This window comes from Zarconia navalis LEGE 11467, from assembly GCF_015207075.1.
Taxonomy (GTDB): Bacteria; Cyanobacteriota; Cyanobacteriia; order Cyanobacteriales; family Geitlerinemataceae; genus Zarconia; species Zarconia navalis.
The window spans coordinates 1-14835 of sequence record NZ_JADEXN010000052.1 but is presented as its reverse complement, the minus strand read 5'-3'; the positions used below and the strand labels follow the sequence as shown (position 1 = coordinate 14835).

8 protein-coding genes are annotated in these 14835 nt (G+C 51.3%); 4 read left to right on the top strand and 4 right to left on the bottom strand.

All coding sequences use genetic code 11. The features are described 5' to 3' along the window. Nucleotides 1–198: 198 nt before the first annotated feature. On the top strand, nucleotides 199–1152 hold the full coding sequence (locus tag IQ235_RS04610) for a glycosyltransferase family 2 protein (protein ID WP_502652481.1): 954 nt from the start codon (nucleotides 199–201) through the stop codon (nucleotides 1150–1152). A 94-nt stretch (nucleotides 1153–1246) separates the two neighbouring features. On the opposite strand, the gene IQ235_RS04605 is transcribed toward IQ235_RS04610, so the two are convergent. Further along, nucleotides 1247–1483: a hypothetical protein gene (locus tag IQ235_RS04605; RefSeq protein ID WP_264320319.1), complete on the bottom strand. Its 237-nt coding sequence runs from the start codon at nucleotides 1481–1483 to the stop codon at nucleotides 1247–1249. A gap of 650 nt (nucleotides 1484–2133) precedes the next feature. On the opposite strand from IQ235_RS04605, the gene IQ235_RS04600 reads away from it, so the two are divergent. Further along, nucleotides 2134–2922, top strand: coding sequence for an ABC transporter permease (locus tag IQ235_RS04600; RefSeq protein ID WP_264320322.1), 789 nt, complete (start codon nucleotides 2134–2136; stop codon nucleotides 2920–2922). 1018 nt (nucleotides 2923–3940) lie between these two features. Here IQ235_RS04600 and IQ235_RS04595 read toward each other — a convergent pair. Continuing rightward, nucleotides 3941–4231 carry a MoaD/ThiS family protein gene (locus IQ235_RS04595; RefSeq protein WP_264320318.1) on the bottom strand — a complete coding sequence of 97 codons (291 nt, stop codon included), beginning with the start codon at nucleotides 4229–4231 and terminating at the stop codon, nucleotides 3941–3943. Nucleotides 4232–4537: 306 nt separating this feature from the next. On the opposite strand from IQ235_RS04595, the gene IQ235_RS04590 reads away from it, so the two are divergent. Both IQ235_RS04590 and IQ235_RS04585 read left to right on the top strand, forming a co-directional pair. After that, nucleotides 4538–5779: a DUF3747 domain-containing protein gene (locus IQ235_RS04590; protein WP_264320317.1), complete on the top strand. Its 1242-nt coding sequence runs from the start codon at nucleotides 4538–4540 to the stop codon at nucleotides 5777–5779. A 235-nt stretch (nucleotides 5780–6014) separates the two neighbouring features. Next, on the top strand, nucleotides 6015–8897 hold the full coding sequence (locus IQ235_RS04585) for a TIGR02921 family PEP-CTERM protein (protein ID WP_319592545.1): 2883 nt from the start codon (nucleotides 6015–6017) through the stop codon (nucleotides 8895–8897). A 121-nt stretch (nucleotides 8898–9018) separates the two neighbouring features. Here the strand turns inward: IQ235_RS04585 and IQ235_RS04580 are convergent, their stop codons facing one another. Next, complete coding sequence (locus tag IQ235_RS04580) at nucleotides 9019–13677, bottom strand: response regulator (RefSeq protein ID WP_264320316.1); 4659 nt, start codon at nucleotides 13675–13677, stop codon at nucleotides 9019–9021. A gap of 119 nt (nucleotides 13678–13796) precedes the next feature. Then, nucleotides 13797–14835 (bottom strand): methyl-accepting chemotaxis protein (locus tag IQ235_RS04575; RefSeq protein ID WP_264320315.1); only part of this gene is annotated, 1039 nt, incomplete at its 5' end.

Here is a 14835-nt window from a genome sequence, read left to right as displayed (position 1 = left end):
GGAACGGGGTAGGCACGGGGGCACTACCCCTACAGGAGGGTTCTATGTTGGTGCAAACCGCTATCAATACCCCAAAATAACCACTCCATACGAACACTCTACATTCGGGCGATCGCGCTCCTTCACCATCTTCGAGCAATCCCGAACTCGATCGCGGTGCTAGACTGAATCCATACCCGAACCTTCGGGTATGGCTCGATCGAGAACTGCCCAGAACCTATGCACCCCAATGTTTCTGTCATCGTGCCCGTTTATAACGGTCAGACCGATTTGCCGGAATTACTCGATTGTCTGCGATCGCAAACCTATCCTGCCCAATGCGTCGAATATCTGATTGTAGACAACAACAGCAGCGATCGGACGATGGAGATTTTGCACGCGGCAACCCGAGAAAGTTCGATCGCCCTGCATCCAGTTAGCGAAGCCCAAATCCAAAGTTCCTACGCGGCCCGAAATGCAGGAATTCGGGCGGCAACAGCCGATTTACTGGTGTTTACCGATGCCGACTGTCGCCCCCAACCTCATTGGCTAGAAGCCCTAATTTCCCCCTTCACCGATCGCGAGATCGGTTTAGTCGTCGGCGAAATTAAAGCTTTCCCAGCGCATACTCTCCTCGAATGCCACGCCGAACGACAAGATACCCTATCTCAAAAACATACTCTCAATCATGGCTTCTGTCCCTACGGTCAAACGGCAAACCTCGCCGTTCGCCGACAGGCATTTCTGGAAGTGGGGTTATTTCGACCCTACCTGACCACGGGAGGCGATGCGGATTTGTGCTGGCGCATCCTCAAACAAACGAACTGGCAACTGAAATTTGCCGAAGATGCCGTGGTGCGACACCGCCATCGGGCAACCCTCAAACAGTTGCGAAGCCAATGGCGGCGCTATGGGGAATCGAATCGATACTTGCACCAACTTCACGGTGTCGATTTGATGCCCGAGAAGACCCCGAGAGAATATGCTTACCGACTGGCACAATGGCTGGTGAAAGAAGTCCCGAAAAATACCCTCAAAGCGATCGCCGGTCGGGGAAGTGGCGCCGAGTTATTGGGCGGGCCGCTGGGTATCCTCACGGCGCGGGCGCGCGAACTCGGTCAAAGAGAGGCTCAGTTGCCCGAAAGTGCTCGCTCGATCGAATGGATAAACTGATGACGAAGCGCTGTAACCCCGTCCCGCCGGGGTCGTCAGACCAAATCCGCTTCATGAAATGTCCTGTATTCGGACAATACACAGACATAGGCGATTAACGGCGAGAACTGCCAGGAGGTTGGGAATTATTATCGTCAGAATTACCGTTTTGAGACACGATCGTTTCGATACTGACCGAGGCAATTTCGGTCTCTCCGGCATCTAGGGGATCGACAGGGTTGTGATGGGCGTTCGCCAACAGAGTTCCCGGTAGCGGACTCAAAGCGCGAACAGTAGAGATAAAGGTGACACCCAAGGCGGTAACGAGAATGCGGACTGAGGAGTTCATCATGAGTTTTTGGAACGGAGAGGGCTGGTTTGCGTTGGTCTAGGTTCATTGTGTCGGCAGGGATCGGTGAAAAAAAGGGAAACCGTCGAACTTACTCGATCGTCTACCAAGCCAGACTCAAACTCGATCGAGCGGGCGATCGCTCACAAACCTCTCGAATCAAGGCTTTTAACCTCGGGCCTGTCAGAGCGAGAATCATCGATGTCAGTATGCCATTTGTGCAACTGCACCCTGAAATACGGCGATCTGAAATTTGGCTTTCTAGGCTGTCTGCAATTGGGTCGCTCCTTATTTTGAAGGGTGACGTTCGATCGTGCAACCCGCTCAATTTCAAAAATTCAGACAATTCGTGCAATTCGTGCAATTTATGCGATACCAGTCACTTTCAGACATCACTGGGCGATCGGCTAAGATAAATTTTGGGCGCGCCTTCCCGATCGCTGCGCCCAAGCAATTGCTCGTTCTACTCGTTTCCCCTTATCCCCTTCTACCCTTCTCCTCCTCCTGACAGGTATCAGTTTTTGACAACCGGGCAATTCAGGTCGTCAGGTCAACGAAAATTCAAGGGTTTTGCAACGCTAGCTCTTTCAGCTCAAATCCATCCGAAAATTAGAAACCTACCCTTGTCAGCTCTCTCCCCCTCCCCATCCACCATGCAGCGCACCCTCAAAACGATCGTCACCCTCCTTTCCACCTACTATGCCTACGTACTCGAATACCGGGCGGAGTTGTTTTTCTGGGTACTGTCGGGTTCCCTACCGTTTATTTTGATGGGGATTTGGATGAAAGCGTCAGCAACCGGACAGTTTGGACTCTCTCCCGTCGAATTTGCCCGCTATTTTCTCGCCGCATTTATCGTCCGGCAATTCAACGTCGTTTGGGTGATTTGGGATTTCGAGAAAGAGGTGGTGGAAGGAAAACTCTCCCCAAGACTGCTACAACCCATCGACCCCGGATTTCACCACCTGGCCGGTCATGCCTCCGAACGAGTGGCGCGGTTACCGTTTATTTTCGGGCTGGTTTTGTTATTTTTCACCCTCTATCCCGAGTCTCTGTGGTTCCCGACAGTGGAGAATACATTATGCGCGATGGCGATCGTGCCGCTGGTGTTTCTCTTTCGGTTTCTGGTGCAATATACCTTTGCACTGTTGACCTTTTGGATCGAACGTGCATCAGCCGTCGAGCAATTGTGGCTTTTGCCCTATTTCTTTTTGTCGGGCTTAGTCGCACCTTTGGAAATGTTTCCCGATGCCGTCCGTGAAGTGGTGATGTGGACGCCATTTCCTTACTTTGTCTATTTTCCCGCTTCGATACTAGTCGGTTTACCCGTTAATGTCGGGCGCGGGTTAGTCGTTATTTTAGCTTGGATGGCTATTTTCTGGGTCTTGAATCGCTGGTTGTGGCGGCAAGGACTCAAGCAATATTCGGGAATGGGGGCTTAGTCGGATGGAGGGGGCACTTCGACAAGCGAGCGCGACCGGGGGAGATGGGGAGAGAATGTGCGATTCGTTCTGCCGATCGAAATTTAACCTTTGCACCGAATCGCCCAGTCCTGTCATTCACAAGTCATGTGTAGAGTCGGGCGTTATTTTGATGCCGATCGCCTTTTACATTTCGCCCTTTTAACTTTTTGAGGTTGATGAAAGTGTTTCTATAAAAAGGATATTGTTCGCAAAACTTGAAGCGCAGAAAAACAAATAACCCCTTAAATTAGTAATAGCAACACTCCGGCAGTACTAGCTAAGGTATTTCCTCTAAATACGCGATTTTAAATAGAGTTGCACGAAAAAATAGTATTAATAAAATTTCGGTGCCTTGCTCCCACGTTCTCTAAGAATGAGGAAATATTAGCGTTCGGGTGAGTGTTGCTATAACTGGTGAACGAGACAGATATAAATTAAACAGTTAGATAAACCTCCTGTATTTAGTGATTCCAAGAAATCGCTTGGTATCTGTCAGGGAAGCTTTACTTGCTTCAATTTCTAATTTAAAGACTTTAGAGAATTAAAGCAAGCCTAAGAAACGAAAGTTTACTTTCAAAAGAGTTTTGCTCTTGAGTTTATAAACCCAAAGATACAAATCCTGCCTCCGTTTCTTATCAGTTTGGGCGCAGACACTAGTGCCGCTACGCGGAATTAAAAATGCAAAATTAAAAATTAAAAATGCTGATTCTACATAGCTTTCACGGGTTGAGAGCTAGGTAATTATTTGTGCCGCGCTGCACTAGTACTCCACTACAGAGATTTTGATGAGTAGGGGCGGAACGTAGTGGAGGGAATCCCCCCGTGGTTGCCCCTACCGGAGGGGACGCGCACAGGGGCACTACCCCTACTACGAAACGTCTGTCAGAATTAATGTGGCAGAGTACTAGAAATACTGGGTGTGCATTTTCTCCCCCTGCTCCCCCTGCTGCCAACGGTCGGCGTTCCCATATCCCCCGACACTCACCCACAAAAGTTCCTAAGACTCCTGACTATCGCTATCGCCTCCCACACCGCCACTGACGGGGGGAATCAAAACAACCTCATCTCCATCGCGCAGCACTGTATCCGGTTCGACAAATTGCAGGTTGACCCCAAATCGCGTTAACTCTCGCCACTGTTCGAGTTTTGGGTGTTCTTCCAAACATCGAACGAGTATTTCCTTTGCCGTCGTTCCCGCCGGAAATTCCCACACCACTTCTGCCTTGTCGTAAGCTTCCTGATACGCGGCGAAAAGTTTGACGGTAATCTGCATTGAAGTATTAGACATGGGGAAGAGTTCGGAGTGTTTGGTGTGGGGGGTGGAGTCAACAGGGAAAGCCGAAAATCTAAAATGGGACCGATCTTCCGAGTCTCTGGAGTCTTTACTTTATTTTGGGGTATCGATCGCTCGATCGCGCGTCCCGGTTGAATGAGAAAATTATCTCATGGGAAAACATCGATCGACCACTCACTCAACTGTCACAGACACTAGTGGACAGTTGACAAACTAGGCACTTTACTTTCTAGATTTTAACTGTTATCGACCACAATGAATATATCGAGAACACCGACATCGACTCCGCAAACTGACACCATGAAATCTTCTCTCAAACTCAAACTCACCGCCCTCGCCACAACTCTAGTTGCCTCATTTGGCGCAATGGCTCCTGCAGCAGCGAGTCTCTTCGACCAGACGGAAGTTCGCCAAGATGACTTCATCGCGGTCGCCTCGCCGGTAGGTCAAACGGGCAACCACCAACTGCTGATTGTAGAACAAATCTCCAACAGCCGCGACTGCTGGAGCGAAAGTGGGTCTCGCCCCACCCTTGTCGATCCCCTACTGCTGAACTTCAACTTTTCCGGCATTTGCGGACGCAGCACCGATAGTAATGGCTATTCCATTCGTGCGGGTGGTGAGGATTTAGGTTTGCAGTATCGCCTCAAAATCGTGAAAGAAGATGGTGATATGCTGCTGATGGGCGTGCCCGATCGCCGTAGCAATCCGTCTTTAGAAATCGGCAGAGCCTACGGTGAAAATTCAGGCTTTACCAAAATCGTCCTCAATTCCGGATGGCGGTTTGCCAAGCGGAACTATCAGGGTCGCACCCTCGGTCACGTCTACCTGACTAACGACCTGACTTTAGCTCAAATCACGGGAGCAGCCCCCATCGATCCCGATCCCATCAAGCCTCCTCATCCCATCGATCCCGATCCGGTTATCTCTTTCCCCGACATTCGCGGCGATATCTACGCCAGCGATATCGAAGAAGCGGTGAAAATTGGATTTATCGCCGGATTCTCCGAAGACAATACCTTCCGTCCCCGCACGGCCCTCACTCGCGAGCAACTGGTCTCGATGGTGCTAGAAGGTCTCAAAACCGTTCCCGGCGCGAATATCAACGTTCCCACCAACGCCTCGGCTCGTCCCTATGCTGACGTGAACGCCTCTCGCTGGAGTGCGGCGAAAATTCAGTGGGCGCGGGATAATAACATCGTCAGCGGTTATCCCGATGGCACGTTCCGTCCCGCTCAAACCGTGACTCGCGCCGAAATGATGGCGGTGTTGCGTCGCGCTTCGGAATATGGCAAGTCGATTCAAGGGTTGACCCCAACACTCGACGAGAAGCAACTTCCGCAAAACTTCGCCGATACTACCGGTCATTGGGCGGATACTCTAGTCGATCAAATGTCGGGTTACTGTGGTGTTGCCTCTTCCCTGAATGAAACGGGTAATCGTTTCGCACCCGATACCCCCGCACTGCGCAACTACGCGGCAGCAGCAACTCTGCGGGCGCTCAACTGCGTCAATGACGAGACAATTGATGCCATTCGATAATCTTTAAGGCTTCGATCGAACTTCGGGGTAGGAATGCAAGGCGTTTCTACCCTCTTTTAGTTTGTGAACTTTTATTAAAATATCGATCTAATTTCCCAAAATATTGCTTAGCAACGGGAAGTCTACCCTACACACAAGAAATCGTACCCAAAGCGATCTCGCAGAATTGATAGCCTGCCAGTGTTAAGACAGAAGTACGACCCACTTCTGACAGACTCTCTCGACTAAATTCAATATGATGAAACGACTTAAAAGACTAAACTTAGCGATTCCTAAAAATAAATGGCTGAATCGATTTTATCAGCTTATTTTTTGGGGGTGGAATCTTACCTTTTTAGCTCTAGTTTATGTGGGTATTCTACCGGATATCGGTCGCGATTTAGTCGAGGCTGTGATGGCTGGTGAAATCGAGACCGAGTTTCTCGTGACGATGGTGGCGTTGGTTCTCGTTCCCACCCTCTGTACGATCGCCGGAGCCGTTCGCCTGCGCAAGCAACCCATCGAATTGATGCGCCTCTTTTACGGTGTTGAAGCTCCGTTAGTTTGCTTGTTGCTGCTGCGCTTATTTGTGTTTCGAGAACTCACACTCGGCAGCACGTTGGTACTCGGAACCGCACTGGTTTGTGGAATTGCCTTTTGTCTCGAACTCTTTTTTGGATATGCCAGTCGAAATCGAGTTTTATCTTGGCTGCAAATGGGGATTCATACCCTCGTTTCTGTTGCGGGAATTTGGGTAGGTGCAGTTATTTTATTCTATGCCATTCCCGTAGCAGCCTATTGCCTCGAAGCATTCTTTAGCTTCGATTGGATTCGACCACTGTTTTGGTCTTTTGGCAATCCGTGGGTTTACGTTCAAAGCCTACTATTTTCAATACTATTTGCCTTGAGTTCGACTCTGTTTATTGCTATGCCCTCGGCGCTAGCAAGCTTTTACGTTTATTCCGGGCTAAAAATAGGCAGAGCGTTTGCCGCCCAATACGGTAAAAATAGAGCCATTCAAGTTGCAATATCCGTTTTAGTTGCCTGGAGCATTCTCTTTGTCTCTTGTACCAAGCAGCCACAAATTGAGGTATTTAAAAAGCTAGCAACGCTACCTCAAAGCGATGCGGAACGGCAAGAGCTTTTAGCCCAATCCGATACCATTCGCGAAGGACTGATGAATGCCTACTTAGCACCCTATCGATACCTTTCCACCTACGAACGGCACGATCTGATTCACTATCTATATCAGGATGCATTCAATTTACCCGAATCGATTACCTGGCCGTTGCAGAATACGTACAATCTGTTGATGTCGGCATTTCTATATGACGATCGACCGATCTCCGTTCCTCTCGGTGCCAATGTCTCTGGAGAAACGGAAATTCGTCCGACCATGAATAAAGCCAAACAACTATACGCTGAATTCTTCGATATTCCCCTGCAAAAAGCCGAACGAAAATCCATTCAGCACGCTTTGCAATCAACGTTTAACGTAGACCAAGCCAAAGCCGGGGTTCTCAATATCGACGCGGAGAAAGTTTGGATACAATCCCAGGAAATTTCTGTCAAACCCGAAGGCGATTGGGCCGAAGTCGAACTGTATGAAGTCTACGAAAATCAAACCACTCAAGTTGAAGAGATTTTCTACTATTTTTCCTTACCAGACAGTGCGACAATTACGGGAGTTTGGTTGGGAGATACGGCCGATCGCGATAATCGATATGTCTTCCAAATTTCCCCTCGGGGGGCGGCACAGAAAGTGTATAATTCCCAAGTGCAGCGGGCGCGGCCCATCGATCCGGCACTCTTGGAGCAAGTAGGCCCCCACAACTACCGCCTCCGCGCTTTCCCGATACCCGCGCAGCTTCGTTCTTGGGAAACTCAACCCGCAGATCGCCCGACTCACATGCATCTGTGGCTGACCTATAAAGTGATGCGCCAGGAAGAAGGTTGGGCGATGCCGCAACTGGCCGAGAAACGCAATGCTTTCTGGACGAAAGATACCCAGCGCATCCAAAACGGCAAAGCGATCGCCGGGAATGCTGAGGATTGGCTTCCTGCCTTTATTACAGCAGAGGGACAACCCTCGCCAACCGCCCACCAAGTTCAGCTATCGTCAGGATACACAGTATCGGCTATTCCCGTCTCCGATGCAGATTACGCTTTCCCCTCCGGCAAGCGATTCGCTGTGGTTCTCGACAGTTCCCGCAGCATGACGAGTCATCAACCGCAGGTGAAAGACACCCTCGACTGGTTGAAGCAAAACGGCTTTGCCGATAACCGCTTCGACAACAATGATGCTGATTTGTACGTCACTGCTTCTGCCGGGGCCCAACCCCAACGCATCAACGATATCCGCCAGTTTGACGTGCAGAAGCTGACCTTCTACGGTACGTTGCAACCCCAGCAAATGTTACAGCAGTTTGCCGCCTTATCTGAAGACGTGGCTTACGACGGCATTTTGATGGTGACGGATGAGGGAAGTTACGAGTTGACCAAAGATAACGAAGATGTGGCAGAAATTTCTGCCCCCCTCTGGATGGTGCATCTGGGTGGGTTATCCGCTGCTTACGACGATCGCACCTTGGCGGCAATTCAAAAAGATGGCGGCGGTGTGGCAACCAGTATCCCCGAAGCATTGCAGCAACAGGCGACTCTAGCAGCCATGGATGAATCGGTGGTGAGTGTTGCCGATGGTTATATTTGGTCGATGGAAAAACAAACTCAGAAACCATCTTCTCAAGCAACACTCGAAGATGCCACCCCAAAAACGGCAACGCCAGAAACAACTGTGGCAACGGAGGATGAGTTCGCCCCTCTCGCAGCGCGACAGCTTATCCGAGGATTGAGTCGTCAGATGGATGAAACTGATGTAGCGCAGTTGGATGCCGTCCACGCGATCGCCAAAACCTATAAAATCGTCAGTCCCTACTCCTCGGCGATCGTTTTGGTGAACGACGAACAGCGAGAAGCCCTCAAACAAGCCGAAGCCGAAGGCGATCGATTCGATCGATCAGTGGAAGACGGCGATGAGAATTTAACCAATCCCCTGGCAATTCCCGAACCCGGCGTTGGCATCCTCGGCGCACTCGGGACAGTCGCCTTTATTATTGTCGCCCGTCGCCGTTTGAAGTAACTGGCATTGAGAGAAACTGATTCTCTCGATCGTCATTGGTGTCAACTTAAGGTGGGGTAGGCTTTGTCAATCTTCCCATCGTCCGTCGAAAACCCGGATGGGGGGGGTCTCCCCCTCAATCCTACGTTTTCGATTTCAGCGTCACCAACACTTCACCCTTGAGCATCCGTTGAGCCGCGTCAAGCAGTACTTCTTCCAAATAAGGTTTGGTAAAGTAGCCCCTTGCCCCCAACTCGATCGCCATTTGCTTGTGTTTCTCGGCCGTTCGAGAGGTGAGCATCGCGATCGGCAATTGGCTTAAGTGACTGTCTTTATTCATCCGCGAGAGTAATTCCATCCCGTTCATGCGGGGCATTTCCATATCGCAGAACACCAACTCGCAGGGAATGCCCGATCGCAGTTTATCCCAGGCTTCTTGACCGTCCCGTGCCTGTTCGACCCGATACCCGGCTTTCTTGAAGGTCATCGAAAGCAGTTCGCGCACCGTAATCGAGTCGTCGATAATCAGCACTGTGGGTTCGGTTTTCTCGCGAACGGGTTTGACCGGTGCAGCCCCATTATCCCACAGAGAAACATTGGCTTCCCGTCGGACGCGACCCATGGACAAATCGATCAGTTCGAGGACATCGGCAATGGGAACGATCCGTCCATCCCCCATCACCGTTGCCCCGGCAATCCCCATGGGTTTGGGAACCGGACCTTCGAGCTGCTTGATCACGATTTCTTGTTCGCCCATCACCTGATCGACTTCAACGGCTAGATAGGTTGTACCCGATCGCACGATCACCACGGCGATCGTATCGTCATCTGTGGATGTGGTGCCGCTATAGCGAGATCGACCGATATGGCGATTGTAGTTAAACAGCTCCTGCAAGGGCTGGAACGGAACCATCTGGTCTCGCCAGGGCACGCACCGCTGACCTTTTTCATCTTCGCTCAGACGGCTTTGGGGGAAGGTATCGAGCACCTCGGCAACCCCATCCATGGGGAAGGCGATACTCGCCCGATCGCTGATGCAACACAGAGCTTTGGAAATACTCAGGGTTAAAGGAAGACGGATTGTAAATGTTGTCCCCCGACCGAGGGTCGAATCGGTATTCACCGTCCCCCGAATTTCCGTGAGTTTGGTATTGACCACATCCATCCCCACACCTCGACCGGCTAAGTCATCGGCTTTGTCGCGGGTACTAAATCCTGGCAAAAATAGCAAATCGTAAACGTCGAGATCCGTCATCTTCTCGGCTTGTTCTGGCGTAATCAGTGCCTTCTGCAAAGCCTTCTGCTTCACGGTTTGGGCATCGATCCCCGCCCCATCATCAGCCACGGAAATAATGGTTTGGTTCCCTTGGTGAAACGCACTGACGGTAATTCGACCTGTTGGGGTTTTACTGCTGATACTGCGAGTATCGGGTGGTTCGATCCCGTGGGCGATCGCATTGTTGACTAAGTGAGTCAGGGGATCGTGAAGGTGCTCCAAAATCATCTTATCGATGAGGGTATAGCGACCTTCAATCTGCAACTCCACTTGTTTTCCAAATTTAATCGCATTATCTCGAACCCCCCGTGGCAGGCGATCGGCTGTTTGGGAAAAGGGAACCATGCGAGATCGGGTCAACCCTTCTTGTAATTGGGATGTAGTTTGGCGCAATTGACGAGTAATTTGGTCGTTCTCCGCCACCAAAAATTCAATATCGGATGCCGACTCGCGCACCCGGACGATCAGTTCGATAATTTCTTGGGCTTGGGTGTGGAAGTCGGTAAAGCGATCCATCTCCAAAGCCTCAAATTCGCCCGCATCGCCTTGCGAATCGTTGTGGGACGCATTTATATTTTGAGCGGCTTTCACCCGATTTTGTCGGCTCGCTAGCAATGCCATCTCTAGCAGAGTACGCTCGTAGAGATCCTGCATTCGCTGACCCACATCGCTAAGTTGTTGTACTTGGTGGAGCAGGCTATCGAGAAATTGCCGAAGCCTTTCTTGGTCTTGTTCCAAGCTATTGCGGCTGACGACGAGTTCTCCCACCAAGTTACTGAGATTATCGAGCTGTTTGATCGGAACCCGCATGGTTTGCTCGAAACCGGATCCCCGACGACGGGTGCGACCGCGCGCCTCGCCGCCTCCCCGAGCTTTTGTCGGTCCGGTCATGCCGCCAGTTTTGTCCGTTTCCTCGAGTAATTTTTCGAGATCGTCAAAATCGCTCTTGCTCTCAGTTTTTTGGGCAACGGGGGCGGAGGGAGCTGGGCTTTTCGTGAATGTTGCCGGAGCTGCTGAGGGTCGATCTAGATAGGCTTCGAGGTTGGAAAAAACGGATGGACCAGACAGCTCTGGCTCGAGAGACAGCAGTAACTCTAGGGGGACTAGCTCCGCTGGGGTTTCGGGTTCCTCTGGCTCGCCGAGAGCTGGGTCTTCCCCTGCCTCTTCTTCAAGTAGCCCATCGAAGTCTAAAGATTCTTCTTGGGCTAGCTCGACGGATAGATCCGAGTCAAAGAGTTCGGAGACATCGAGATCCTCCGAGACTTCTCCCAACAAGTCGTCAAAGGACTCGAACGAACTGTCCGAGCTGGGATCGTCAGACTCGAAATCGAAATCTAGGGTTTCATCAGTTGTGTCTGGGTTGGGTTTCGCGGGTAGTTCGCGTCCAAAGAATTCGGAGCGATCGGATACCGATTGTGCGTCGGTTGCCAAGGTGAAGGGTTCTGATGGAGAATCTGACTCGGTATCGCTAAATAGCTCTTCTAAGGCTTGTCCTTCAGCAGATAAATCTTGTAAGTCGTCTGCATCGGATACATCTAAATCGAAGCCATCGAAAAAGTCCAAGGGGTCTTCATCATCGCTATTCGATGGCTCGCTTTGGGTTTCTTCATCGAACCAGTCGGTGGATAAGTCTTCTAGCTCGGTTGTTGGGGAATGCGAAACTTCTGGAGGCTCATCAGCGGAAAATAGATCGTCAAAGGATAAATCGTCATGGGTCTGCGAAGAGCTTGGAGTGGGGTCTGAGGAGTCGAAGTTGAAGAAATTATCAAACTCATCCACATTCATTTTGTCTTCTGAGGATTTCGCTTCCTGAATGGGAGAACTTGAAGTTGTCAATTCCTCTTCATCCCAAAGTCCGTCCCACTCGCTCGCGCTGTCGGAGGGCTGCTCGTCATCGGTCGGGCGATCGCCCGCAGATGATGGAGGTTGAGCGGAAAATAGATCCGCTTCTCCGTCGTCTTCCAAATTTTCCAAGAGATCGACCAAAGATTCGGATTCTGGTGGGGTCGATGGTTGTTCTAATTTGGAATCGGGTGTCTCGAATTCTTCGAGGGCACTCCCCGCATCTTCCCCATCGAAGTCGTAACCGAACAGATCGAAGTCATCTTCCAAGGAGCTTCGTGAGGGTTGGCTGGGCTGTAAATCTCCATCATCGAGGAGAAATTCGGCAAAGTCGCTGTCGGAAATGTCACTATCTCGGTCATCGCTCGGGGGACTCAGCTCGAATCCGCTGATGATATCTGGAACGTCTTCCCAAACTTCGAGTTCGGGGGCTTCATCTTCAAATAGATCGGCTAAGGTATTAAGTTCCTCCTGGCCCACCGCCGGTCCTCTGGGATGGTGGGATTTGGACGTCGTGCTAGAGACGGGTGGATCGATGTCAAGCAAGCTGACCCGGTCGTCGCTCGAGTTGTTAAGCTCTTCCCAAAGTTCGGATTCTGGCTCGGATTCGGCTGGGTCTGGGGGGATTTCGAGCAAATCTCCAAAATCGAGCTCGGGTTCGGATGCATTGTCTGTATGTTCTGAGGGAATGTCGAGCAAATCTCCAAAATCGAGCTCGGGTTCGATCTCGAAATTAAGCTCGGGTTCGGATACATTGTCTGCATGTTCTGAGGGAATGTCGAGCAGATCCTCCACATCTAAATCCGGCTCGAGTTCGGGTTCGCCGACCGTGGGTAAGAGTTCCTCAAGAGTCTGACCGATGGCGATCTCGTCGCTTCGGTTTGCTAGAACGAGTTCTTGCGCTTGTTTGATTTCTTTAATGGAAATTGAGGCGAGGGTGGAAAATGTATTATTGGGGTTGGCGATCGCCTGTTCCACTGCTTTAAGAAGTCGATCCCAAGGAACGAGATCGAATTGCTCTCCAGCTCTAGCTAACAGGCGACAGATTTGTACGAGTTGTTCTCGGGTTTGGGGGCTGTCGGGTTGCTTGAACAGTTGCAGCATTTCTCGCAGTCGGGCGAGCACGTCACTTTGGAAGATCAGCTGTATGGCCGCACTTTCTTCGTCATCGTCGCGATCGAAGGAACCAAAACTGGGTTTTGTGGTGATAGGCAGATTGGTAATCGGTTGCAAGCCAGACCGATCGTCCGTTTCCTCAACTTGTCCGTCCACGAGCAGTTCTAAATGGCGATTGAGCTGCCCGAAAACCGGTTCGACTCCGGCCATGGTTTGTTCGGCTGCCGCATCGGTGAGTCCCCCTGGACTTTGCAGTCGATCGAGTAGTTCTTGCAGGGCATCGAAGATTCGCAGCAACAAAGACTCGAGTTCCCGATCGACTCGAACGGGTGTTTCTTTGAGAATTTTAAAGCCGTCTTCGAGGCGGTGAGAGATTTGTTGGATGCTGCTCAAACCGAGCATAGCCGCCCCACCTTTGACAGAGTGAGCCGCACGAAATACCTCGTTGAGCATCTCGGTATCTTCGATGGTGGCTTGTAGGTTCAACAGCCCCTGCTCGATGGTGTTGAGATGATCCCCAGCTTCTTCGATGAAATAGCCCAGGATTCGTTGTTGTTCTGGCAGCATAGGAGTTCCGATTGATAAATTGGAAACAATAATGAACGACGCTCGACCGATTGGGTGGGGCAGATCGGTGTCTTATGGCTTCAAGTATAGATCTGACTGGTTTGCCGATCGAACCCGATTTAACGTTCTGCTGCCTCAACGCGGAAGCGCTCCACGGAGGTTAACAGGTCGCGGGCAACCCCGACGAGGTTTTGCAGCGCTCCAGATACGCGGTGCGCTTCCTGGGAGGTTTCTTGGGCGGTTAATTCCACCGCCTGCATCACCTGGGCAACGGCGCGGGAGGTTTCGGTTTGCTCGACGGTGTCGGCGGTAATCGATCGCACCAACACGTCGATTCTGTTGGACACTTGAATGATATCTTCGAGCGATCGTTTGGCTTGTTCTGCCAGGCGCGTCCCTTCGATCACCTGCTGGGTTCCTTCTTCCATGGCCATCATCACCCCGCCGGTTTCGCTCTGAATTTGCATCACGATTTGTTCGATTTCTTTGAGGGCTTTAGCGGAGCGATCGGCCAGCTGTCGGACTTCATCGGCAACGATAGCAAAGCCGCGACCGGCTTCCCCAGCTCGGGCAGCCTCAATACTGGCATTGAGCGCCAGCAGGTTCGTTCTCGAGGCGATGGCGCTGATGGCGACCACGATCTTGGAAATTTCTTGAGAAGATTCGGCGAGTCGCTTGACTTTTCTTGTTGTTTCTGCTACTGTTTCGCGAATCTCTAAGATACTCGCCACGGTGCGTTCCACCGCCTCACCCCCTTTGAGCGCTGTTGCCGATGCGGAGCGCGCCACTTCTTCTGCTTCTCGGGCACTTTTAGCCACTTGGAGAATGGAGGTGGTCATGACTTGAACCGAGTTGAGGGTGGCGGCGAGTTCTTCGGCTTGACGTAGGGCATCTGACGCCAGGGAACGAGCAAAAGATTCGCTATCGGTTGCCCCTTTGCTCACCTGACGGGCCGCTTGCTTCACCTGCTGCACGATTTCTCGCAGATTTTGAATGGTCAGGTTGAACGAGTCTGCCACCGCACCCAACACGTCGGCGGTCACCTCGGCGGTTACGGTTAAGTCTCCTCGCGCCGCACCTTCCACATCATCGAGGAGTCGGATCACCTGGCGCTGCAAGTCTTCTTTGGCTTGCTCCATTTCTTCGGCTCGGCGCTGA

Bases quoted from the DNA above. Each gene is read 5' to 3' on its own strand.
- IQ235_RS04605 (WP_264320319.1), bottom strand. From the start codon at position 1,483: ATGATGAACTCCTCAGTCCGCATTCTCGTTACCGCCTTGGGTGTCACC.
- IQ235_RS04585 (WP_319592545.1), top strand. From the start codon at position 6,015: ATGATGAAACGACTTAAAAGACTAAACTTAGCGATTCCTAAAAATAAA.
- IQ235_RS04595 (WP_264320318.1), bottom strand. From the start codon at position 4,231: ATGTCTAATACTTCAATGCAGATTACCGTCAAACTTTTCGCCGCGTAT.
- IQ235_RS04600 (WP_264320322.1), top strand. From the start codon at position 2,134: ATGCAGCGCACCCTCAAAACGATCGTCACCCTCCTTTCCACCTACTAT.
- IQ235_RS04580 (WP_264320316.1), bottom strand. From the start codon at position 13,677: ATGCTGCCAGAACAACAACGAATCCTGGGCTATTTCATCGAAGAAGCT.
- IQ235_RS04590 (WP_264320317.1), top strand. From the start codon at position 4,538: ATGAAATCTTCTCTCAAACTCAAACTCACCGCCCTCGCCACAACTCTA.